This window comes from Cupriavidus sp. 05L411, assembly GCF_056398045.1.
Genome location: NZ_JBFTOQ010000029.1, coordinates 21,283 through 43,661, shown reverse-complemented (window position 1 = coordinate 43,661; position 22,379 = coordinate 21,283). Strand labels below are relative to the sequence as shown.

The following is a 22,379-nucleotide window of genomic DNA, read 5'->3' as shown; positions in this document are numbered from 1 at the left end:
TTTGGGCTCTGCGGCGGGTGTTACTTCATCCGGAGCGGTTCGAGAATCAGTTTCTCCCCGGACAGCCGCACCTGGGCCGATTTGCCCAGCACATCGGCGGGCAGCGGCAGTTCGGCGGTGCGGTAGATGCCGGCGATGGAGAGCAGTTCGGGCTCCAGGCAGGTGCAGAAGATGCGCGCCTGCGCGTAGCCCTTGACCCCCGCCAGCGCGCGGCCGCGCAGCGGGGCATAAATATGGATATTGCCTTCGGCGATGACCTCGGCGCCGTAGCTGACCAGGTCGAGGATCACCACGTCGCCGGCGGCGTAGATCTGCTGGCCGGAGCGCAGCGGCTTGTCGATCAGCATGGTGGGCACGCTGCGCGCCGCGGCTTGCGCAACGGCGGCCGCGGCGGCGGCTTCCACTTCGGCGGCCGCAGCCTTTGCCTCGGCCTGGGCCGCAGCCTGGGTGTCGGCCAGAGCTTCGGCCAGGGCTTCGGCCGGGGCTTCGGCCGGGGAGGGGCCTGCCGGCTCGGCCGGCGGGGTTTCGTCCCGGCCGCCGCGCCGGCTCTGGCTGTCGAGCAGCGGCAGGCCAAACGACTCGGCCCAGCCCCGCTGCGCCTCGCGGGCTACCACGCCGATAGCGCGGGCCTTGAGCTGGGCCAGGGTCTCGATCACCGTGTCCAGGGCCACCTGGTCGTCGCTTTCCAGCCGGCGCAGGTCCAGGGCCACCACATCGTTGGAGAAGAAATCGGGGGTCGATTCGAAGCGGGACAGGAGATCGTCACGCAGCGCTGCGATGTCGGTGGTCTTGAGAGCGAGGAGGAGGGCGTCGACATTGCCACTGCGCAGCTCGAAGCGTGGCGATTTCTTCTGGGACATAGTCGGTGACCGTGGAAATGGGACATTCTAACTTCGTCTGGGTGCAGAACTGTAACAAATGCCGGATGACCTGAGACCAGTGCCGGATGCGGCGCGTTGACGGCGCTCTTGTTACGATTGCGCCATCTGAATAACGGAGCAGTCATGGGCGCGATCGTCAACAGTGTGGCCTACCGCAGCGGCAAGCGCGTAGGTGATGTCGCCCTGGACCAGATCAGCGATGCAATCTCGGTTCCGGGCACCTTTGTCTGGCTGGGCTTGCACGAACCGGACCTGCCGCTGCTGCGCAAGGTGCAGCAGGAGTTTGGCCTGCACGACCTGGCGGTGGAGGATGCCCTTGATGCCCACCAGCGCCCCAAGCTGGAGACTTACGGCGACTCCATCTTCATCGTGCTGAACACCGCACAACTGGTGAACGACGAAGTGGTGGTGGGCGAGACCCACCTGTTCGTCGGCCCCAATTATGTGGTGTCGGTCCGTCACGGCGTGAGCAGCAGCTACGCCCCGGTGCGCGAGCGCTGCGAGAGCGACGCGCGCGCGCTGGCCAACGGCCCGGGCTACGTGCTCTACGCGCTGATGGATTTCGTGGTCGACCACTACATGCCCATCGTCACCCGGCTCGAGGATGGCTTCGAGCAGCTTGAGCAAGGCATCTTCCGCGACGAGTTCGACCGTGCCGCGATCGAGCACCTGTACCACATCAAGCGCCAGGTGCTGCGCCTGCGCAATGCGGTCTACCCGATCGAGGAGATCTGCGGACAACTGATCCGGCTGCACGAGGACCTGGTGCCCAAGGAGTTGCGCGCGTACTTCCGCGACATCGAGGACCATGCCAGCCGCCTGGTGCGCACCCTGGACGTGGTGCGCGAGATGCTGACCACCGCGGTGCAGGTGAACCTGGCGCTGGTCACGGTGGGCCAGAACGAAGTGGTCAAGCGCCTGGCCGGCTGGGGCGCCATCCTGGCGATTCCCACCGTGGTGTTCAGCTTGTACGGCATGAACTTCAACTTCATGCCCGAGCTGAAATTCCACTATGCGTATCCGACCGTGATCGGGGTGACCGCGCTCGCCTGCGGCGGGCTCTGGCGCAAGCTGCATAAGTCCGGCTGGATCTGAGCCGCGCGGCGCGGCAACCCGGTTGCCACGCCTGGCGCCCCCACGGCGCCCCCGTTTTTCCCCGCCCGCCTCCCCGCCATTCCTCCCCGCGCAGTCCGGGGCGGGGCGCCATGCCATGTTTATGGGATTCCCACCTGCTGGCCGGCTGCTTAGTCTTGCCCGTGCCGGTGGACGCAAGCCCGCTGCCATCGGCCGGCTAACGAATAACAGGGTCATGCCGTAAATCAAGCTGCCGGTACGACGCCGGCAAAAAAGAAAAGCAGAAGAAACACCGGAATCCATTCTCAGGGGGGAAATCCAATGAAGCTCCAACTTCAGACATTCGGGGTCGCGCTGAGCGGCGCGGCGCTGCTGGCGCTGGCCGCCTGTGGTGGCGGCGGCAGCGATAGCACAAGCAGCGGCTCCACCGGCGACAAGCCGGTCCTGGCCGCGGCCGCGGTGACCGGCACGGCTGCCACCGGCGCGGCGCTGGCCAACGCCAATGTGGCCATTACCGACAGCGCGGGCGCGTCCCCCTGCCAGGAAGCCGCGATCACCACCGGCGCGCTGGGCACCTACACCTGTACCCTGAAGACGGGCGAGGTGGCGCCGTTCTTCGTGGTCGTCACCGACCCCACGGGCAACACCGCCCCGCTGGTCAGCGTGAGCACCGTCACGCCAGCTGCCGGCGCCAAGCTGACCATCAACGCCACGCCGCTGACCACGGCCATCGTGGCGCAACTCGCCGCCGACGGCAATCCGCTGACTTTCGTCAGTGGCAAGACGGTGGACGCCGCCGCCTTGCAAAAGGTCACCGCCAACGTGGTCGCGCAGCTCGCCAGCGTGCTCGCCGCCATCGGCGCGCCCGCCAATTACGATCCGTTCTCGACCGCCATCACCGCCGCCACGGCCGCCGGCGTGGGCAATACCGCCGACCAGGTGCTCGATATCGTCAAGGTGGTCACGGATCCGGCCACCGGCAAGCTGGCGCTGGCCACCGTCGACAACCCGACGCCCGTGGCCATCGCCACCGCCACCAGCACGGGCGGCACGCTCGCCGCGCCGGCAGTCGCCGTTGCGGCCCTGCCGCAGGCAGCGCAGGCGGTCGCCAAGGGGCTCTCAGCCTGCTTCGCGCTGCCCGTCGCGCAGCGCGTGACGTCCTCCAATACCAGCCTGAGCGCATCGCAGGGCGGCCCGGAAGTCGATGGGGTGGCGTCCGCATGCCAGAACATCGCTGCCGACATCAGCAACGCGGCCGGTGTCGATTTCCTGCACAACGGTTTTTACTTCGGGCAATTGCTCTACGGCATCCTGACCAGCGATACCATGACGGGCGCACAGTTCAGCGTGCCGGAAATCATGGCGTTCTATCCCGCCGCGTCAACGGCCTCGGGGCGTGACGAAGCCATCTTCAATATCCGGTACCTGGACGCCAGCGGCAACCCCGGCAACATCATCACCACGGCACGCGATATCGCGGGCGGCGCGTCCAGCGCGCATCCGTCGAGCTGGTGGCTGGTCGGCAACCAGCAGCCCGTCGATGTGACCCTCAAGCTCCAGATCCGGCGCGTCGAGCAGATGAACCCGGGTTTCAACAAGAGCAACAACAACTACAGCCACTTCCAGAGCGGCATCCAGTTCATGATCAACGCCAAGGGCCCGGGCAGCGTCGTCAACAACGCCCCCCTGAGCTATGCGCGCGTAACCGGGCCCGGCTTGCCGAGCAATGGCATCGTCTATATCGCGCCGGTCCCGGCCGAGGTGGGCCAGACCTATATGGACGTGAGCAACAAGACCGGCACGGTGCCCGTCACCGCCCAGTGCGGCAACGAGCTCAGCCCGCCCTCGCCGTCGTACAACTGCCCGAACTTCTGGTTCTCGCGGACCGCGGGCCTCAGCGGTAGCGCGGCCAGCACCCTGGCGGGCAATCCTGCCAGCCTGGTGTGGGCGCAAGCGGCGGACAACGCGGATGCCTCCAAGGTGGTCAAGGGTGCGAAGTACCGCATCGAGCTGTTCCATGGCACCAGCACCACGCCGACCTACAGCTACAACAAGACCCTGCTGAGCGACCTCGTGCCGGCCACCCAAGGGGCGAACCTGCCGTGGAACACGCTGGGCAGCAAGTCGCTGGCCGCACTGGACCCGTCCAACGCCAGCCTGGCCGGTGCGCAGACGTCGCTGACGGCGGACTGGGTGCAGAATGTCTCCGCCCAGCAGATCGGCAGCGTTGCCGCCACGGTCGACAACAGCGGCACCTGGAGCACCTCCACGCCGGCGCCCAGGGGCGCGACCTCGATCGTGGTCAACGCAGCGGTGCCGGCCTTTACGGCTACCACCAACCGCGGGCTGCTGTTCGGGTACCGCATGCTGGATAACAGCAACAAGTCGGCGGTCTTTACCTACAACTGACCGTACAACTGACCATGCAACCGACGTAACGGATCAGGCGCTCCTGACGCGGCCGGCGCCACAGCCGGCTTCGGCGACCTGCATAGCCCCGCAAGGCCAACAGCCTGTGGGGCATTTTTTTGGCTGGCGCCGATGCCCGGCAAGCGGGATGGGCGCCGCCACGGGCTCTCGCACCGTTTTTACGCGATTTTTATATCTTCTTTACACCCCCGCCTCCCCTCTCTACCCCGTTTTTACCACTCGATCCCTAATCTGCCATCTGTGAATCACTCACGGTGTGTTGCCATGGACGGGATCTATTTCATTGGTTTGTTGCTGTTTGGTGCGCTGACTGGCGCACTGCTGCTCTTGTGCGCCGCGCTCGGAGGCAAACCGCCGGGAGCGGCCGAGGGGCCGGGCGCAGAAGCCGCCGACGCGCGCCGCAAGGACAGCGCCACCGACAGGAGGCTGTGATGGACTGGGCTGACCTGCTGGGCGGCGTGCTCGCCGTTGCTGTCTTTATCTACCTCCTGATCGCCCTGTTCCGGCCGGAGAAATTCTGATGTCCACCGAATTCCTGGGACTACTGGTCCTCTACCTAGCCATCCTGCTGGCGCTCGCGCCCTTCGTGGGGCGTTATATCCGCCGCGCGATGGAAGACGACCGCTACCTCGCCACGGCCTGGGGCCGCCCGCTTGAGCGCGTGCTGTACCGCGTGGCGGGCGTGCGCGCCAATGCCGAGATGGGCTGGAAGCAATATGCCATCGCGGTCATCGCCTTCAACATGCTGGGCGTGGTGGCGGTTTATGCGCTGCAGCGCATGCAGGCCTGGCTGCCGCTTAACCCGCAAGGATTCGGCGCGGTGTCGCCGGACTCGGCCTTCAACACCGCCGTGAGCTTCGTCGCCAATACCAACTGGCAGGGCTATGCGGGCGAATCCACCATGAGCTATCTCACGCAGATGCTGGCGCTCACGGTGCAGAACTTCTTCTCGGCGGCCACCGGCATCGCAGTGGTGTTCGCGCTGATCCGCGGCTTTGCGCGCCAGAGCGCGGCCACCATCGGCAACTTCTGGGTCGACATGACGCGCTGCACGCTCTACGTGCTGGTGCCGATTGCCGCCGCGATCGCGCTGGCGCTGGTCAGCCAGGGCGTGATCCAGAATTTCGACAGCTACAAGGAAGTCAGCCTGGTCACGCCGGTCGAATACAGCCAGCCCAAGGTGGACGCAGCCGGCCAGCCCGTGCTCGACGCCAAGGGCGCGCCGGTGATGGAGGCCATGAAGACCGACAAGCAGACGCTGGCAATGGGCCCGGTGGCTTCGCAGGAAGCCATCAAGATGCTCGGCACCAACGGCGGCGGCTTCTTCAACGCCAATTCGGCGCATCCGTTCGAGAACCCGACCGAGCTTGCCAACCTGATCGAGATGCTGGCCATCTTCCTGATCCCCGCGGCGCTGTGCTTCACCTTCGGCGAGATGGTCAAGGACCGCCGCCAGGGCGTGGCGATCCTGGCATCGATGGCGGTGATCTTCATCGTGATGGCATGCGTCGCCGCAGCCTCCGAGCAGCAGGCCAACGCCGCACTGGCGGGTTTGCCGATCGACCATGCGGCCAGCGCGCTGCAGGCGGGCGGCAATATGGAAGGCAAGGAAACGCGCTTCGGCATTGCCGCCACCGCGCTGTTCGCCACCATCACCACGGCGGCGTCGTGCGGCGCGGTCAACGCCATGCACGACTCCTTCACCGCCATCGGCGGGCTGGTGCCGATGCTGCTGATGCAGCTTGGCGAAGTGGTGTTCGGCGGCGTGGGCTCGGGCCTGTACGGCATGCTGGTGTATGCGGTGCTCGCCGTGTTCATCGCGGGCCTGATGATCGGCCGCACGCCGGAGTACCTGGGCAAGAAGATCGAGACCTATGAGATGAAGATGACCGCGGTGGCGATCCTCGTCACGCCCCTGCTGGTGCTCCTGGGCACGGCGGTGGCGGTGATGGTGGAGCCGGGCCGCGCCGGTGTGTTCAACCCAGGCACGCACGGCTTCTCGGAAATCCTCTATGCGTTCTCGTCGGCTGCCAACAACAACGGCAGCGCCTTCGGCGGCTTGTCCGCCAACACGCCCTTCTACAACGTGGCGCTGGCCGCGGCGATGTGGTTCGGCCGCTTCTGGATCATCGTGCCGATCCTGGCCATGGCGGGCTCGCTGGCGGCCAAGCGCAGGCTGCCGGTGACGGGCGGCACCATGCCCACGCACGGCCCGCTGTTCGTGGTGCTGCTGGTCGGCTCGGTGCTGATGGTGGGCGCGCTCACCTATATCCCGGCGCTGGCGCTGGGCCCGGTGGCGGAGCAGCTGCAGGCGCCGGTGGTCTCGGCGGCTAGCAAGTAATGGAGAAACGCATGCAACAAGAATCCATGGTGACGCGCAGCAAGAATGCCGGCGCGGCACCGGCAAACACTACCCCGGCCACCAGCGTGGTCACGCCGGCCCTGGCCGCGCAAAAGAGCGGCGGCCATCATCGCCCGCGCGGCGGCATGTTCGCGCCCGAGCTCGTCAAGCCGGCCCTGCTCGATTCGGTGAAGAAGCTCTCGCCGCGCGACCAGTTGCGCAACCCGGTGATGTTCGTGGTCTATGCGGGCAGCATCCTGACCACGATCCTGTTCTTCCGCGCGTTGTTCTCGCCCGCCACGGCGGGCGGCGAGAGCGCCGGGTTTATCCTGGCCGTGTCGGTGTGGCTGTGGTTCACCGTGCTGTTCGCCAACTTTGCCGAAGCGCTGGCCGAGGGCCGCAGCAAGCAGCAAGCCGAAGCGCTGCGCGGGCTCAAGACCACCGTCACCGCCAAGCTGGTCAAGGAAGGCCGGCGCGACTACCGCGCCGCGGGCGCCACCGAGGCGCGCGGCGCTGCCGCGCTGCGCCGTGGCGACGTGGTGCTGGTCGAGGCGGGCGACATGGTGCCTGGCGACGGGGACGTGATCGAAGGCGTGGCCTCGGTGGACGAGAGCGCCATCACCGGTGAATCGGCTCCCGTGATCCGCGAATCCGGTGGTGACTTTTCTTCGGTCACCGGCGGCACGCGCGTGCTGTCCGACTGGATCGTGGTGCGCATCACCACCAATCCGGGCGAGAGCTTCATCGACCGCATGATCACCATGGTGGAAGGCGCCAAGCGCCAGAAGACGCCGAACGAACTGGCGCTGACCATCCTGCTGGTGGGCCTGACCATCGTGCTGCTGCTGGCCACCGCCACGCTGCAGCCGTTCTCGGTGTACAGCGTGTTCGTCGCCAAGGCCGGCATGCCCGTCACCATCACCGTGCTGATCGCGCTGCTGGTGTGCCTGATCCCGACCACCATCGGCGGCCTGCTGTCGGCCATCGGCGTGGCCGGCATGAGCCGCATGATGGAAGCCAACGTGATCGCCACCTCGGGCCGCGCGGTGGAAGCCGCCGGCGACGTGGACGTGCTGCTGCTCGACAAGACCGGCACCATCACGCACGGCAACCGCCAGGCTTCGCGCTTTATCGCCGCGCCCGGCGTGTCGGCGCAGCAACTGGCCGAAGCCGCCTGGCTGTCATCGCTGGCCGATGAGACGCCGGAAGGCCGCAGCATCGTCACGCTGGCGCGCCAGCAGGCCGGCGCCGCCACGCCCGATATCAGCGCACTGCGCCCGATCTTCGTGCCGTTCACCGCGCAGACCCGCATGAGCGGCGTGGATGCCGGCGGGCGCAGCGTGCGCAAGGGTGCCGCCGATGCCGTGCGCAAGTACGTGACCGAGCGCGCCGGCAAGTTCCCCGACGCCGTGATGCAGGCGGTGGACGACGTGGCCCGCGCCGGCAGCACGCCGCTGGTGGTGGCGGAGTCCAGCACCGATGGCGAACATGTACGCGTGCTTGGCGTGGTGGAGCTCAAGGACATCGTCAAGGCCGGCATTCGCGAGCGTTTCGGCGAGCTGCGCAAGATGGGCATCAAGACGGTGATGATCACCGGTGACAACCGCCTCACCGCCGCGTCGATCGCAGCGGAGGCCGGCGTCGATGACTTCCTTGCCGAAGCCACACCCGAAGCCAAGCTCAAGCTGATCCGCGACTACCAGGCCGAAGGCCGCCTGGTGGCGATGACCGGCGACGGCACCAACGACGCACCGGCGCTGGCGCAGGCCGACGTGGCGGTGGCGATGAACAGCGGCACGCAGGCGGCGAAAGAAGCCGGCAACATGGTCGACCTCGACAGTAATCCGACCAAGCTGATCGAAATCGTCGAGATCGGCAAGCAGATGCTGATGACGCGCGGCTCGCTCACCACCTTCAGCGTGGCCAATGATGTGGCGAAGTACTTCGCCATCATCCCGGCAGCGTTCGCCACCACGTACCCGCAGCTCAACCAGCTCAACGTGATGGGCTTGTCCACGCCGGCCTCGGCCATCCTGTCGGCGGTGATCTTCAACGCGCTGATCATCGTGGTGCTGATCCCGCTGGCGCTGCGCGGCGTGGTGTACCGGCCGCTCGGCGCGGCCATCTTGCTGCGGCGCAACCTGCTGGTGTACGGCCTTGGCGGCATCCTGGTGCCCTTTGTCGGCATCAAGGTGATCGACATGATCCTGACCCTGTTCGGCTGGGTCTGAGCGCAGCATCGAACGCATCGAACGCGCTGAACATAAACGGAGCCATCCATGAATACGCAAGTCCAACCCGCCCAGCCCGCCACGCCCATCCAGGGTGGCCTGCTGCGCCCCATGCTGACGATCTTCGTCGTGCTGTCGGCCGTTACCGGCCTGCTGTACCCCGGCGTGATCACTGGCATCTCGCGCGTCGCGTTCCCGCATGAAGCGGCCGGCTCGCTGATCGTCAAGGACGGCCGCGCCATCGGCTCGGAACTGATCGGCCAGCCGTTCTCGGATCCGAAGTACTTCTGGGGCCGCTTGTCGGCCACCGCGCCCATGCCATACAACGCGGCAGCTTCCGGCGGCTCCAACCTCGGCCCGAGCAACCCGGCCCTGACCGATGCCGCGCGCGCCCGTATCGACGCGCTGCGCGAGGCGGACCCTGGCAACAAGGCGCCCGTGCCGGTGGATCTGGTCACGGCTTCCGGCAGTGGCCTCGATCCGCAGATCAGCCCGGCCGCCGCGCAGTACCAGGCGGCACGGGTGGCCCGGTTGCGCGGCTTGCCGCTGGAGCGCGTAGAAGCGCTGGTTGCGGCCAACACGGAAAAGCCGCTGCTTGCGGTGATGGGGGATCCGGTGGTGAATGTGCTCCAGTTGAATCTGGCGCTGGATGCCGGGAAGCAGTGAGGGCGCACGCGATTGCCTCGCCATGCATCCACTAAGGGAGAGACAGCCGTCGTCGTAGCTCGTGGTCTTGGCCCGTTCGGCGGCTTCGGCCCGCGCCCGAAGTATGTTATTCGTGCCTGTGCTAGACCTTAAGCGTGGCACAATCGTTTCATCCATCCTCCTCCCGGGCAATGACCCCCACCATGCCTGACACCGCCCAGCGCGACGCCCCCGGCCGGCCCGATCCAGATGCCTTGCTGCAACGCATGCAGCAGGAGGGCGAGCGCGCCGCGCGCGGCAAGCTGCGGGTGTATTTCGGCGCCTCCGCGGGCGTGGGCAAGACTTTCGCCATGCTGAGCGCAGCGCGTGCGCTGCGCGAGCAGGGCAGCGATGTCGTGATCGGCGTGGTGGAGACCCATGGCCGCGCCGAGACCGAGGCGCTGATCGCGGGGCTGGAGCGGCTGCCGATGAAGGCCATGCCGCATCACAAGCTCGACGACCGCGTGCTGCAGGAGTTCGACCTGGACGGCGCGCTGGCCCGGCGCCCGGCGCTGATCCTGGTCGACGAACTGGCGCACTCCAACGCCTCCGGCAGCCGCCACCCCAAGCGCTGGCAGGACATCGAGGAGCTGCTCTCGGCCGGCATCGATGTGTGGACCACCGTCAACGTGCAGCACCTGGACAGCCTCAACGAGGCGGTGGGCGGCATCACCGGCATCCGTGTGTGGGAGACGGTACCTGACACGGTCTTCGATGACGCCGACGAAGTCATCCTGGTGGACCTGCCCGCCGACGAATTGCTGCGGCGCCTGCGCGACGGCAAGGTCTACCTGCCGGAGCAGGCGCGCACCGCGGCCACCAATTTTTTCCGCAAGGGCAACCTGATCGCGTTGCGCGAGCTCGCGCTGCGCCGCACCGCCGACCGCGTCGACGACGACGTGCGCGCATACCGCCATGCCGAATCCATCCGGCCCGTATGGCGCACGCGCGAGGCGGTGCTCGCGTGCATCGGCACCGGCGACGATGCCGCGCAGGTGGTCAAGAGCGCGCGCCGGCTGGCCGGGCAGCTCGATTGCGACTGGCATGTGGTCACGGTGGCCACGCCGCGCCTGGCGCCGCTCGCGGAGCACGAGCGCGCGAATATCGAGGAGGCGATGCGGCTGGCCGAAGAGCTGGGCGCGCGCACCGAGACGCTGGCTGGCAGCGATATCGTGCAGGCGGTGGCGGGTTATGTGCGGCGCCACAACCTCACCAAGGTGGTGGTCGGGCGGGCCCCCGGCAACTGGCGCCGCAGCGGCGGCAGCCTCCTGGCACGCGGCCGGGCGCTGCTGGCACTCGGCTTGTCGCCGTTCCTGGGCGCGCGCGCCTGGCTGTTCGGGCGCCATAGCTTTGCCGATTCGCTGGCGCTCGGCTGTCCGGAGATCGACGTGATCCGCGTGGCCGCCGACGCCATGGGCGCCGATACGCGCGGCCGCGCGCAACCGGCTGGCGGGCGCGCCGACGTGCGCGAGGATCCGGCACGCAACGACGACAGCAGCGTGGTGGCGCACCGCATCGACTACCTGTGGGCGGTTGCATGGTGCGGGGGCGCCAGCTTGTTGTCGGCGCTGACGCGGCCGTGGTTCGACCTGGTCAATATCGCGATGTTGTTCCTCGCGGCCGTGGTCGGCGTGGCGCTGCGCCACGGCCGCGGCCCCGCCGCGCTGGCCTCGGTGCTGTCGGTGGCGGCCTTCGACTTTTTCTTCGTGCCGCCGCGCATGTCCTTCGCGGTGAGCGACGTGCAGTACCTCGTGACGTTCGCGGTGTTGCTGACGGTGGGTCTGGTGATCGGCCAGCTTACCGCCGGGCTGCGCGAGCAGGCCCAGGTGTCGGTGGAGCGCGAGACCGATGCGCGCACCCTGTACGAGCTGGCGCGCGAGCTGTCCGCTGCCTTGATGCCCGAGCAGATCATCGACATCAGCAGCCGCTTCCTGCAAGCCGCGCTTGGCGCGCGCTCGGCATTCTTCCTCGTCTCGCCCAAGGGGCGGTTGATGCCGCCGGTGATCGACCCCACGCAGCGTGGCAATGACGCGATCGATCCCGTGCTGGCGCAATGGGTGTTCGATCACGGCCAGCCCGCCGGCACCGGCACGCATACGCTGCCGGGCAGCACCGTGCTCTACCTGCCGCTCAAGGCGCCGATGCAGACGCGCGGCGTGCTGGCGGTGGAGCCGCAGGAGTGGCGCGCCTTCGCGCGGCCCGAGCGGCGCCGGCAGATCGACGTGTTCGCCACGCTGATCGCCATCGCCATCGAGCGGCTGCATTATGTGGAGGTGGCGCAGCAGGCGCTGGTGTCGATGGAGTCGGAGCGGCTGCGCAGCTCGCTGCTGGCCGCCGTCTCGCATGATCTGCGCACGCCGCTGACCAGCCTGATCGGCATGGCCGAGACCATGCAGCGCACCGAGCCGCCGCTGCCGCCGTCGCTGTCGGAAACCGTCGGTGCCATGCGCGAGCAAGCGCTGCGCATGCGCACCATGGTGGTCAACCTGCTCGACATGGCGCGGCTGCAAAGCCGCGACGTGCGTATGCAAAAGGAGTGGCAGTCGCTCGAAGAGCTGGTCGGCGCGGCGCTGGCCGGCATGCGTGATGCGTTGTCGCGGCACCGCGTGTCGGTCGCGGATCTATCGGCGCTGCCGCTGGTGGAGTGCGATGCGGTGCTGATGGAGCGGGTGCTGTGCAACCTGCTGGAGAACGCTGCCAAGTACACGCCGCCGGGCACCGGCATCCGCATCTCCGGCGAAGTGGTCGAAGCGGAGGTGCGGCTCGCGGTGGCGGACGACGGCCCCGGCGTGCCGCGCGGGCAAGAGCTCTCGATCTTCCAGAAATTCACGCGCGGCGAGCGCGAGTCCGCGACTGCGGGCGTTGGCCTCGGGCTGGCCGTGTGCGAGGCCATCGTGCAGGTGCACGGCGGGCGCATCTGGGTGGAGAGCGTGAACGCGGACCACACCGGCGCGTGCTTTGTCGTGGCGCTGCCGCGCGGCAATCCGCCTGCGATCGAGCCCGAGCCGCCCGAGGCACTTGAATCGGCGCTGCTAGCCGCGCACGGCAACGGTGCCGGGCTGGTTGCGCACGATGCAGCAAACAAGGAGTCCAACTGAAATGGCATTTGAATTTTCGCCAACTGTCTTGCTGGTCGAAGACGAGCCGCATATCCGGCGCTTCGTGCGCGAGGCGCTGCAGGCAGAAGGCTGCGCCGTGCATGAGGCCGAGACGCTCAAGCGCGGCCTGATCGATGCAGGCACGCGCCAGCCCGACGTGGTGATCCTCGACCTGGGCCTGCCCGATGGCGACGGCATGACGCTGATCCGCGAGATGCGCACCTGGACCGAAGTGCCGGTGCTGGTGCTATCGGCGCGCTCCGGCGAGGACGACAAGATCGCCGCGCTGGACGCCGGCGCGGACGACTACCTGACCAAGCCCTTCGGCGTGGGCGAGCTGATCGCGCGCGTGCGCGTGCTGCTGCGCCGCCATGCCAAGACCAATCCGCAAGGCACGCCGCAGATCGGCTTTGGCGAGGTGCAGATCGACCTGGCCAACCGCGTGGTCACCCGCGCCGGGCAGGACGTGCACCTGACGCCGATCGAGTATCGGCTGCTCGCCGTGCTGATCGCGCATCGCGGCAAGGTCATGACGCATCGCGAACTGCTGCGCGAAGTCTGGGGGCCGGCGCACTCGGAGAGCAGCCACTACCTGCGGGTGTACATGGGGCACCTGCGGCACAAGCTGGAAGCCGATCCCGCGCAACCCTCGCACCTGATGACGGAGGTGGGGGTGGGATATCGGTTCGTGGGGTGATGCCATCGGCCGGCAACAGGGTGCCGGCCGATGGGTAATCAGGCGGCCAGGGAGTCAGACGGTCGGCTCAAGTGGCACCGGTGGCCTGTAGCGCAGATTCCCCAGCACAGGCAGATGCCGCAGGAAGCGGAACATGCCATTGTGGTCGATCCATCTGGCGTAAGCCACATAGTCCGGATCCCGGGACAAATGCCGCTCTTCCGTCATGGCCCGCATCGCATAGATGCCATTCAAGGCCAGCAGCAGCAGGCAGTGGCGCAGCGTTTCATCCGCTGAGCCCTGGGCCATGAAGGGGATGGAGATCATCCACCAGGACAGGTTCTTGGCCACATAGGCGGGATGCTTGGTCCACCGGTAAGGCCCGTTGGTGATGATGCCCCGGTGGGTCAGGTTCGAGAACCGCGCGCCGAAGATCACCGTCGCCCAGACGTAGATCGCCGTCAGCACCAGGATCGCACTGCCCCAGATGCCATAGAGCAGCGGCGTGTTCCAAAGCCACGCGCCCCACTGCAGGCCGGTCTCGTAATGCAGGTACTGCCGCCCGATCAGCGACCAGAACGGCTCGTAGCATATCAGCGCCACCGCCCAGCCCAGCATGGACGGCTCGGCCGAGCGCACGTGCGTGTCGGTGATGCGCAGCGCCATCAGGTAGCCCATCACCACCAGGCCGACATCGATGAAGTACAGCAAGCCGTAGAGCAGGTCGAACCAGGCCTTGAAGCTCGTCAGCAGCGCAAAGTCGGCGGCGATGAAGCGTGCCAGGTCATTGCACATATAGGTGAACATCAGGGGCAGGAAGAAGCCCTTGATCAACCAGGCTAGCAGATGCTGCCCCACCACCTTGCCATCCATCTTGTCCCACTGCAACGTGACCAGCTTGCCCATGTGCCAGTAGCCGTCCAGGGGCCGGGCCATCTTGCGGTCGACAAAGAAGAAATAGGGCAGCGCCAGTGCGACCCAGGCCGGCAGCACGATCGCCAGCATGGAGAAATAGCGCGCGTAGAAGGCCGCATGGTATTCGGGGAACAGCCAGTACAGCAGGCCGACAAAGCCCATGCTGCCAAGCAGGCCCGCAAACTTGGCCAGGCTGCGGTGCCACGACGGATTGTCCCGGGAAAAATCCAGGCCGGTGGCGGCGCGCAAGTGCACCTTCTGCCAGCTCAGGTCGAGCAGGAAGATGGCCGCTGCCGTCGCCCCGACGATGAACAAGGCCGAATGGACCATGTTCTCGCCGAAGGGCCGGTCGGTGCGCACGATGGTAACGGCAAGCAGGAACGCTGCCAGGCCCACGGTGGCGACGGCGCCGTGGGTGGCTGAGCGGGGCCGTCGCGCTTTGTCTTGCGGTGTCGTCACTGACTGGTTCCCCTCGGTGACGCCATGTTGGATATCGCAGTGAGTGCGACGGGCTGGATTACGCATGGCGGATAGATGTCGAGTACTTTTATCTGCGCCGATCCTATCCAATGGAATCACCGCAAAACTGACAAATCCTGACATTGCCAGGCAAAGTGAAAAAGCCCGATCCTTGCTGGGATATAGTCATGGCCTTTTTCGCGAAACACGACTGGAAAGGACAATGCTTCGGCTATTCTGGATCGTTCTCTTGTGCTGGCTCTGCCACTCCGCCGCATGGGCGGAAATGCGTCTGCCGCCGGCGGGAGAGGTCTCTCTCGGCGAGCATTGGGAGTTGCTGCGCGATCCGCAGGATGTGCTGACCATCGAGCAGCTAACGCGGCCCGAGTTCGCGGTGGCCTTCCAGCCCCAGTACTCCCCTCCCGCCCTTGGCTACCTGAAGGGGGCCGTCTGGCTGCGCATCACCTTGACGCGCCCCGAGGAAGCCGCGCCGGTATGGTTGCTGGAGCTGCGCTCGGCGCTGCTGGACGACGTCACGCTGTTCGAGCCGCTAGCGGCGGGCGGATACGCGCAGCGGGTGTCCGGCGACAGGCGGCCGGTGGCGGGGCGCGACGTGGATTACCGCAATCCGGTGTTTCAGCTCGACTTGCCCGTGGACAAGCCGGTCACGCTGTATTTGCGCGTGCGCAGTACCAGCACGATGAGCTTTCCCCTGGTGGTGTGGTCGCCGGAAGCGTTCATTTCCTTTATCGGCACCGAGCTGCTTCTGTTTGGCTTGTTCTACGCAGCGCACCTGGTCTTGCTGATTACCAGCGTCTGGTTTTATTGGGTCACGCGTAATCTCTCCTTTGGCCTGTTCAGCCTGACGGTACTGGCCAATCTGTTCACCTCGCTGTCCGCCGAGGGCTTCACGTATCAGTACCTCCTGCCTGGATGGCCGTTGACGAGCGATGCCGTCTACGTGGTGAGCTGGTTTTTTGCGACGCCGCTTGGCACCTTGTTCACGGCGCACTACCTGGGCCTGTACGAGTCGCCATGGCGGCGTTGGGCCATCGGTTTTTCGCTGCTGGCCTGGGGCGTGGCGCTGGTCATGACCCCCTGCCTGCTGCTGGGTAACGTCTGGTGGATACGCCCACTGGCGCTGCTCTGGGGCCTGGTTACCATGGGCATACTGCTGATCGCTTCCGCGGCGATGACCTGGCGCGGCCAAAAGGCCGCGCGTGTGCTTTTTTTCGTCCTGGTTCTGCTCTTTGGCGGCACCGTGCTGCGCCTGGCGCGCAATGTCGGCGTGATCGATCCCGGCCCGTTCGTCGATAACGCCAACTACCTGGGCATGATGGCGTTCTTGCTCATCATGAATTCGGCCATCAGCTGGCGCTACACCGACATGCGCGCCGAAAAGGAGGCCGCCCAGGCCGAAGCCTTGCGCGTGGCCCGCCAGGCCGAGCGCGACCTGGAGGTCAAGGTCGCCTTGCGCACCCAGGCGCTCAGGAGCGCCATGGCGCAGGTGGAAGCGTCGCTGTCGCTGGAGCGGCGCGCGCAGGAGGAGCAGCGGCAGTTCCTGTCCACCGTCTCGCATGAACTGCGCACGCCGCTGGCGGTGATCGATGCCACGGCGCAGAACCTGGACCTGGACGATGCCCATGATGACCCGCAGACCTCGGCCCGGTACCAGAAGATCCTGCGCGCCACACAGCGCCTGACCATGCTGCTCAATGACTCCCTGCATGAGGATGGCTTCGAATTGCTGCGGCATGGCTCCCGGCCGTCACCCACCAGCCTGGCGGACTTGCTGGAGGACGCCGCGGCAGCGGCGCAACTGCTGTCAGAGGGGCACCGGCTGGCGGTGGATGGGGCGAGCTTGCCAGAAGCCTTCCCGTGCGACGCCAGCCTGCTGCGGCTGGCATTGCGCACGCTGGCCGATAACGCGGTGAAGTACACGCCCGCGGGCTGCCGGGTGGTCTTGCGGGGCCGGGAGGTGGCCGAAGGCGTGGTGCTGGAAGTGCAGGACAACGGTCCCGGTATCGAGGCGGCGGACCTGCCGCGTGTATTCGAGCGCTTTTATCGCGGCCAGAATGCCGGCCAGAAACCGGGGACCGGGCTTGGCTTGTCGCTGGCCCGGCGCATGGTGGAAATGCAGGGTGGCACCTTGACCCTGGACAGTGCGCCCGGGCAGGGATGCCGCGCCACGATTTTTCTGCCGTCGGCGCCGCCGGGCGTGCAGGTTCAGGCCAGCGCGATGGGCGCGGCGAACGTATAGCCCTTGCGGTGGGCGGTCTTGAGCGGCAATTCGCTGCCCGATTCGCTGCGCCAGCGTTGCCGCAGGCGGCTGACCATGGTCTCCAGCCGGCGCTCGTCGTAGCTCAGCCAGTCAAAGCCGAAGCCTTCGGCGATCTGGCGGCGATCGACGGGCTGGGTGGGATGGAGCGCCAGCATTTCGAGCAGCTTGCTCTCGTTGGACGACACGGCCAGGCGGGCTCCCGCCGGCGCCACCAGCGTGCTGGCCTGCCGGTCGAGCCACCAGTTGGAGACGACGCGGCGGCTCAGGGCGCGCAGGATGGCGTCGAATTCGAGCAGCTTGATCGGCTTGACGAGATAGTGGTCCGCCCCGCCGTTCAGGCCGTGCAGCTTGTCCTGCGTTTCGCCGCGGGCCGTGAGCATGACGATGCCGCAGCCGGGGCGCTCGCGGCGCAGGCGGCTGGCCGCATCGAAACCCGTGCCGTCGGGGAGCATGACGTCGATGACGGCGATGTCCGCCTGCGCGGCCAGCGGCAGGAATTGCGCCAGGCTGCCGGCCTGGCTGACCTTCCAGCCTCGCTTTTGCAGGAAAGCCGCTATTTCCTCGCGCAGCTCGACCTCATCCTCGAGCAGGACCAAATTGCCCATTCCAAAACCTTGCAGCGGTTGCGTTCCATGATCGTGGCGAGGACTCTCCATGCTTGCCTGACAAGATTCGACGGCGTCAGCCCGGGCTCCACCCCTCCTGGCCATTGCCCTGGCATTAGTGCCCAGGGCGGCTTAAGCGGTATTACGGCCAGACCGGCAGGAATCTTTAACCCCGGGCGCTATCCCGGGCGCTATCCCGGCGCGGCATGCCACGATTCAAGCCACCTCACCAAACGCCAAAAAACACGCCGGCCTGCTTGTAGACATTGGTCTTGGCCGCTACTTCGTCGTTGCTCACCGTTGTGCGCGGCTTGAGGGTGCAGAACCACTCCAGCAGGTGCAGCCGCATCGTCGAGCGGATGGCTTCGTGGCCGGCATCCTCGCCCAGGTCGAAGAACTCGTCCGGGTCGCGTTCCAGGTCGAACAGCTGCGGGCGGAAACCCTGCCAGTGCACATACTTCCAGCGCGCATTGCGCACCATCCACGCCCGGCACTCGCCCGGCTGCCGGCCCAGCGCGATCCGCGCGCCGCGATACGCGTAGTCCAGCTCCGACACCACGAAATCCCGCCACTGGCCATTGCCGCGCTCGCGCGTGAGGTCCAGCAGCGAGCGGCCTTCCACGCGATGGTCGGCCGGCGGCAGGCCCAGCGCGTCCAGCACGGTCGGCACCACGTCCACGGCCGAGACCAAGCGCGCGTCCGCGCTGCCGCGGGTGGCGTCGGCTTCGGCCGAGGGGTCGTAGACAATCAGCGGGATATTCTGCACGGTGTCGTAGAACTGCTCCTTCTCGCCGAGCCAGTGGTCGCCCAGGAAGTCGCCGTGGTCTGCCGTGAACACGATCAGCGTGTCTTCCCAGCGGCCCAGGCGCTCCAGTTGTTCCCACAACTCACCCAGGCGATCGTCGATCTGCTGCACCAGGCCTTGATAGGCGGGACGCACCGTGTCCGAGACTTCGCTGCGCATGAAGTTGGCGCATTCTTCCTGCGTGCGGTACGCGTCGAGCACCGGATGCGGGTTGTCCAGCTCCGCCTCGTGGCGCTTGAGCGGCAGGCAGTCGTCCAGCGAGTAGGCCGCATGGTAGGGCGCGGGCGCCATATAGGGCCAGTGCGGCTTGACCAGCGACAGGTGCAACACCCACGGGTCGTCGCCGCGCGCGGCGATGTACTGCATTGCCTGGCCCACCGTATACGCCGTCTCCGAATGTGCTTGCGCCACGCGTGCGGGCAGGCCGGCATTGCGCATCTGCCAGCCCGACACGATCTCGCCCTGCGCATTCTCGGCACTGATCACGTAGTCCGTCCACGGGTCGGCGCTGTCGTAGCCTTGCTTGCGCAGCCACTCGGCATAAGCGCTGTGCGGCTCGGCGTGGTGGCCGTCATGGCGGTCGACTTCGACAAAGTGCCCGCTGCGCAGCAGCGTTTCCAGCTCGCTGCCGCCGTCGAGATGCAGGCGCTTCATGTTGGCGTTGTCGGGCATCACGTGCGTCTTGCCGGCCAGCGCCAGCGCGCGGTGGCTGTCCTTCAGGTATTCGCCCAGCGTGACTTCGCCAACAGACAGCGGCACGCGGTTCCAGGTGGCGCCGTGGCTGCTGGGGTAGCGCCCGGTGTAGAAGCTCATGCGGCTCGGGCCGCAAACGCCGGAGGTGACGAACGCCTTGGTGAAGCGCACGCCGCGCGCGGCCAGGGCGTCGATGTGCTTTGTGCGCAGCGTGGGGTGACCGTAGCACGCCAGGTGGTCCTGGCGCAGCTGGTCGCACATGATGAACAGGGTGTTTCTGGTGGGCATGGCTTTGTCGGTGCCGGTCGGGCCGCTGACCTGATCGGCATCAATTCGGTAAATAACGTGATGTAATTTTTTGTTTATTCAATCCATGTGGAATATAACATTTATGGAATGAATAAATTCGATGAAATATGGCAGGATATTCTTAATCTCCGGTATAGCCAGAGGCCTTGACCACTGGCCCCCACCGCCCGGCATCCGCTGCCAGCACCTTGCCGAACTGCTCCGCGCTCCCGGTTTGCGGCTCCAGCCCCAGCTTCAGGAACCGCTCCTTCAGATCCGCCGACTGCACCGCATGCACGATCGCCGCATTCAGCCGGTCGATCGTTGCCCTCGGCACGCCGGCCGGCGCCAGGAACCCGTAGCGGCCAAGCCCTTCGATGTCCTTGTCGCCAAGCTCGGTAAACGTGGGCACATCCGGCAATGCCACCGAGCGCTGCGTCCCTGAGCTCGCCAGGACGCGGATCTTGCCCGCGCGATGCATCTCGGTGAGATCGGCGAGCGTATCGACCGAGGCCGGCACCTGCCCGCCCACCAGCGCATTCATCAACGGTGCCGAGCCGTTGAATGGCACGTGCAACATCTCCACGCCCACCTGCTTGCCGATCAGCAAGCCAAAGAAGTGAGGAATGCTGCCTAGCGCCGGCGAGGCGTAGGAATTGTTCTTGGCCGGGCTGGCCTTGAGCCACTCGACGTACTCCTTCAGCGTCTTGGCCGGCGCGCCGGGGCCGGTGGCCAGGGCCAGCTGGAAGTTGGCGGTTTGCGCCACCGGCACGAAATCGCGCTGGATGTCGTAGTTCAGCTTGCGGTAGGTCAGCGGGGCGATGGTCATCACTGCGGAGTTGGCGACCACCAGCGTGTTGCCGTCGGCGGGCAGGGTGCGCGCATAGTCCATGACCAGGCGGCCGCCCGCGCCGGGCTTGTTCTCGATGACCACGGTTTGCTTGAGTTCCTCGCGCAGCTTGTCGCCGATGAGGCGGGCGGCCAGGTCGGCGGTGCCGCCGGCGGGGTAGCCCACCAGGATGCGCAGCGGGCGGTCGTTCTGGGCGCTGGCCGGCGCGCTGGCCAGGAACACGGCGGCCAGTGCGGTCATGGTGGCGAGGGTGGGGACTAGCGCGCGCAGCAGTTTGGCGGGTTTCACGGGTTCTCCTGTTGGTTCGGCATCGGCGGGAAGCCGGCCAATTTATCGATACGGCCCGCGGGCGCCAAAGAAGGATTTCGCGCATCGATGTGCGCATTTCGTTCCTGGGCGCATGGCTGCCCGGCCGTACCCCGGCGGATGCGCTTGGCACGCGGCCCGCCAGTTCTTAGGCAGCGGCACAGACGCTAACACCCAGCCATATAATTGACAAAATCAACTAAATTTGCGGGTGCGGCATGAACGGCAGCCAGGCGGGCGAGCAGGCACAGGCAGAGGCACAGGAGGACCAGGAGCGGGACGCCGGCGAAACGCTGCGGCATCCCGCCCGCCTGGCGGATTTCCTCAATTACCGCCTCTATCACCTGACCCGCGTTGCCCTGCAAGCCAGCGGGCATCACCTGCGCGCCGCGGCCGGGGTGAGCCGGCGCGAGTGGCGCATGCTGTCCTTCCTCGGCGAGCAGCCGGGCACGCGCCTGACGGAGCTGGCGCAAAGCGCCGGGCTGGACAAGGTGCTGGCAAGCCGCGCCGTGCACGCGCTGATGGCGCGCGGGCTGGTGCAGCGCGCCACGCGCGAGCAGGACAAGCGGGCGGCGGCGTTTGCCCTGAGCGAGCAGGGCGAGGCGGTCTACCAGCTTGCCTTTGCGCAGGCCCAGGCCTTCAACGCCCGCCTGGCCGCCTGCCTGGATCCGGAGGAGGCGCGGGTGCTGGCGCGTTGCCTGTCCAGGCTGCACACGGAGGCCGAGGCCCTGCTGGCGCAGGCGCAAGCGCTGCCCAGCAGCGTACCCGCGCCTGCGGAGCCGGCGCAGAACTGGTGGCGCCAACCGTAAGGTCTGGCCGGCCGCTTCCGACTGCACCTGCCGGCTTCGGAGTCCTACACTTGTAGACTTGGAGTCAGCGCGTGCCCTGCCTGGAGCCTGCCATGCCGCTTGTCCGTCGCTTTCCTGCCTACCTTCCTGTTCGCTTTCCTTCGCGATTGCGCGCCGCCGCAATTGCCGCGCTGCTTCCCCTCTGCCTGTTTGTCGTCCAGCACGCCCAGGCCGCGCGCCAGCCCCCGGCGCCGGCGCAGGAACTCACGCGCCAGGCGGTGACCGCCTATGATGCCGGCGCCTTCGATTCGGCCTTGCGGGATTTCGCCAAGGCGGCCCAGCAAGGCAACCGGCTCGCGCAGTACAACTACGCCATGATGCTGCTGCGCGGCGAGGGCACGCCGGTGCGCCAGGAGGAGGCGCTGATCTGGCTGCACCGCGCGGCCGAGAACGACATGACGCAGGCCCAGTTCACCTTTGGCGAGATGTACGAGCACGGCGAACTGGTGCCGCGCTCGCTGGAGTCCGCCAACCAGTGGTACCGCCGCGCGGCCGAAGGCGGCCATGTGCAGGCCCAGGTGGAACTGGCGACCAATTACTTCACCGGACGGGGCCTCGCGCGGGACTACGGCAAGGCCTTCGAGTGGTACACGCGCGCCGCCACGGCGGGCGACGGCGGTGCCCAGTACATCGTTGCCAGCTATTACGAGCGTGGCGAGCCCGGCGTGGTCGAGAAGGACATCGAGCAGGCCAAGATCTGGTACGCCCGCGCCGCCGCGCACGGCGACCCCGGGGCGCTGGCCAAGCTGCGCTCGCTGATCGAGCAGGGCCTGAAGGCAAAACAGGCTGGCGCCATGTAATGCTGCGGTAGTCTGGGCATGTTGCCATGCAAGGGCGGCCGCCGCCGGCCGCTATCCGGGGTGTGCCGCCGGGGGCGGTACAACTCTTGCTTGAGAGAACCACACGAAACCTGC

Annotated in this window: 17 protein-coding genes; 12 read left to right on the top strand and 5 right to left on the bottom strand. The window is 66.9% G+C overall.

Translation table 11 applies throughout. The features are described 5' to 3' along the window. Positions 1 to 20: 20 nt before the first annotated feature. Positions 21 to 860: a septum site-determining protein MinC gene (gene minC, locus AC1DQR_RS27900; RefSeq protein WP_477134167.1), complete on the bottom strand. Its 840-nt coding sequence runs from the start codon at positions 858 to 860 to the stop codon at positions 21 to 23. Positions 861 to 1,004: 144 nt separating this feature from the next. Here minC and AC1DQR_RS27895 point away from each other — a divergent pair, with 144 nt between their 5' ends. From AC1DQR_RS27895 to kdpE, 9 genes are all read left to right on the top strand, one after another. Further along, on the top strand, positions 1,005 to 1,976 hold the full coding sequence (locus AC1DQR_RS27895) for a magnesium and cobalt transport protein CorA (protein WP_416050148.1): 972 nt from the start codon (positions 1,005 to 1,007) through the stop codon (positions 1,974 to 1,976). Between the two features lie 300 nt (positions 1,977 to 2,276). After that, positions 2,277 to 4,364, top strand: coding sequence for a hypothetical protein (locus AC1DQR_RS27890; RefSeq protein ID WP_477134166.1), 2,088 nt, complete (start codon positions 2,277 to 2,279; stop codon positions 4,362 to 4,364). Between the two features lie 285 nt (positions 4,365 to 4,649). Further along, a complete protein-coding gene (locus AC1DQR_RS27885; protein WP_183036040.1) occupies positions 4,650 to 4,817 on the top strand; it encodes a hypothetical protein in 168 nt (55 codons plus the stop codon). Continuing rightward, on the top strand, positions 4,817 to 4,906 hold the full coding sequence (kdpF, locus tag AC1DQR_RS27880) for a K(+)-transporting ATPase subunit F (protein WP_006164365.1): 90 nt from the start codon (positions 4,817 to 4,819) through the stop codon (positions 4,904 to 4,906). The genes AC1DQR_RS27885 and kdpF overlap by 1 nt, the downstream gene beginning before the upstream one ends. Beyond that, a complete protein-coding gene (gene kdpA / locus AC1DQR_RS27875) occupies positions 4,906 to 6,726 on the top strand; it encodes a potassium-transporting ATPase subunit KdpA (RefSeq protein ID WP_416050150.1) in 1,821 nt (606 codons plus the stop codon). Before kdpF ends, kdpA begins: the two co-directional genes overlap by 1 nt. 11 nt (positions 6,727 to 6,737) lie before the next feature. Beyond that, positions 6,738 to 8,957, top strand: a complete 2,220-nt coding sequence (gene kdpB, locus AC1DQR_RS27870; protein ID WP_174425654.1) for a potassium-transporting ATPase subunit KdpB — start codon at positions 6,738 to 6,740, stop codon at positions 8,955 to 8,957. Between the two features lie 48 nt (positions 8,958 to 9,005). Next, positions 9,006 to 9,623, top strand: coding sequence for a potassium-transporting ATPase subunit KdpC (gene kdpC, locus AC1DQR_RS27865; RefSeq protein WP_416050152.1), 618 nt, complete (start codon positions 9,006 to 9,008; stop codon positions 9,621 to 9,623). 182 nt (positions 9,624 to 9,805) lie between these two features. Further along, positions 9,806 to 12,739, top strand: coding sequence for a DUF4118 domain-containing protein (locus AC1DQR_RS27860; protein ID WP_477134165.1), 2,934 nt, complete (start codon positions 9,806 to 9,808; stop codon positions 12,737 to 12,739). A gap of 1 nt (position 12,740) precedes the next feature. Then, positions 12,741 to 13,436, top strand: coding sequence for a two-component system response regulator KdpE (gene kdpE, locus AC1DQR_RS27855; RefSeq protein WP_253932621.1), 696 nt, complete (start codon positions 12,741 to 12,743; stop codon positions 13,434 to 13,436). A gap of 54 nt (positions 13,437 to 13,490) precedes the next feature. Here kdpE and AC1DQR_RS27850 read toward each other — a convergent pair whose 3' ends face one another. After that, positions 13,491 to 14,789: an isoprenylcysteine carboxylmethyltransferase family protein gene (locus AC1DQR_RS27850; protein ID WP_416050154.1), complete on the bottom strand. Its 1,299-nt coding sequence runs from the start codon at positions 14,787 to 14,789 to the stop codon at positions 13,491 to 13,493. Between the two features lie 223 nt (positions 14,790 to 15,012). On the opposite strand from AC1DQR_RS27850, the gene AC1DQR_RS27845 reads away from it, so the two are divergent. Further along, positions 15,013 to 17,049 (top strand): sensor histidine kinase, encoded by a 2,037-nt coding sequence (locus AC1DQR_RS27845; protein ID WP_477134164.1) that lies wholly within the window; start codon positions 15,013 to 15,015, stop codon positions 17,047 to 17,049. Here the strand turns inward: AC1DQR_RS27845 and AC1DQR_RS27840 are convergent. From AC1DQR_RS27840 to AC1DQR_RS27830, 3 genes are all read right to left on the bottom strand, one after another. After that, positions 17,016 to 17,675: a response regulator transcription factor gene (locus AC1DQR_RS27840; RefSeq protein ID WP_416050156.1), complete on the bottom strand. Its 660-nt coding sequence runs from the start codon at positions 17,673 to 17,675 to the stop codon at positions 17,016 to 17,018. The genes AC1DQR_RS27845 and AC1DQR_RS27840 overlap by 34 nt on opposite strands. Positions 17,676 to 17,901: 226 nt before the next feature. Further along, positions 17,902 to 19,461: a sulfatase-like hydrolase/transferase gene (locus AC1DQR_RS27835; RefSeq protein WP_416050157.1), complete on the bottom strand. Its 1,560-nt coding sequence runs from the start codon at positions 19,459 to 19,461 to the stop codon at positions 17,902 to 17,904. Between the two features lie 142 nt (positions 19,462 to 19,603). Beyond that, positions 19,604 to 20,551, bottom strand: coding sequence for a Bug family tripartite tricarboxylate transporter substrate binding protein (locus tag AC1DQR_RS27830; RefSeq protein ID WP_477134186.1), 948 nt, complete (start codon positions 20,549 to 20,551; stop codon positions 19,604 to 19,606). Between the two features lie 284 nt (positions 20,552 to 20,835). On the opposite strand from AC1DQR_RS27830, the gene AC1DQR_RS27825 reads away from it, so the two are divergent. Further along, a complete protein-coding gene (locus AC1DQR_RS27825; protein ID WP_416050158.1) occupies positions 20,836 to 21,426 on the top strand; it encodes a MarR family winged helix-turn-helix transcriptional regulator in 591 nt (196 codons plus the stop codon). A 92-nt stretch (positions 21,427 to 21,518) separates the two neighbouring features. Beyond that, the gene (locus AC1DQR_RS27820) at positions 21,519 to 22,265 is read left to right on the top strand and encodes a tetratricopeptide repeat protein (RefSeq protein WP_416050159.1); all 747 of its coding nucleotides are present in this window, start codon (positions 21,519 to 21,521) and stop codon (positions 22,263 to 22,265) included. Positions 22,266 to 22,379 lie beyond the last annotated feature (114 nt).

What these genes read in the sequence shown, in the direction of transcription:
- kdpB (WP_174425654.1), top strand. Translation starts at nt 6,738, where the DNA reads ATGCAACAAGAATCCATGGTGACGCGCAGCAAGAATGCCGGCGCGGCA.
- kdpF (WP_006164365.1), top strand. Translation starts at nt 4,817, where the DNA reads ATGGACTGGGCTGACCTGCTGGGCGGCGTGCTCGCCGTTGCTGTCTTT.
- minC (WP_477134167.1), bottom strand. Translation starts at nt 860, where the DNA reads ATGTCCCAGAAGAAATCGCCACGCTTCGAGCTGCGCAGTGGCAATGTC.
- AC1DQR_RS27825 (WP_416050158.1), top strand. Translation starts at nt 20,836, where the DNA reads ATGAACGGCAGCCAGGCGGGCGAGCAGGCACAGGCAGAGGCACAGGAG.
- AC1DQR_RS27820 (WP_416050159.1), top strand. Translation starts at nt 21,519, where the DNA reads ATGCCGCTTGTCCGTCGCTTTCCTGCCTACCTTCCTGTTCGCTTTCCT.
- kdpC (WP_416050152.1), top strand. Translation starts at nt 9,006, where the DNA reads ATGAATACGCAAGTCCAACCCGCCCAGCCCGCCACGCCCATCCAGGGT.
- AC1DQR_RS27890 (WP_477134166.1), top strand. Translation starts at nt 2,277, where the DNA reads ATGAAGCTCCAACTTCAGACATTCGGGGTCGCGCTGAGCGGCGCGGCG.
- kdpE (WP_253932621.1), top strand. Translation starts at nt 12,741, where the DNA reads ATGGCATTTGAATTTTCGCCAACTGTCTTGCTGGTCGAAGACGAGCCG.
- AC1DQR_RS27835 (WP_416050157.1), bottom strand. Translation starts at nt 19,461, where the DNA reads ATGCCCACCAGAAACACCCTGTTCATCATGTGCGACCAGCTGCGCCAG.
- AC1DQR_RS27895 (WP_416050148.1), top strand. Translation starts at nt 1,005, where the DNA reads ATGGGCGCGATCGTCAACAGTGTGGCCTACCGCAGCGGCAAGCGCGTA.
- AC1DQR_RS27860 (WP_477134165.1), top strand. Translation starts at nt 9,806, where the DNA reads ATGCCTGACACCGCCCAGCGCGACGCCCCCGGCCGGCCCGATCCAGAT.
- AC1DQR_RS27885 (WP_183036040.1), top strand. Translation starts at nt 4,650, where the DNA reads ATGGACGGGATCTATTTCATTGGTTTGTTGCTGTTTGGTGCGCTGACT.
- AC1DQR_RS27840 (WP_416050156.1), bottom strand. Translation starts at nt 17,675, where the DNA reads ATGGGCAATTTGGTCCTGCTCGAGGATGAGGTCGAGCTGCGCGAGGAA.
- kdpA (WP_416050150.1), top strand. Translation starts at nt 4,906, where the DNA reads ATGTCCACCGAATTCCTGGGACTACTGGTCCTCTACCTAGCCATCCTG.
- AC1DQR_RS27845 (WP_477134164.1), top strand. Translation starts at nt 15,013, where the DNA reads ATGCTTCGGCTATTCTGGATCGTTCTCTTGTGCTGGCTCTGCCACTCC.
- AC1DQR_RS27830 (WP_477134186.1), bottom strand. Translation starts at nt 20,551, where the DNA reads ATGACCGCACTGGCCGCCGTGTTCCTGGCCAGCGCGCCGGCCAGCGCC.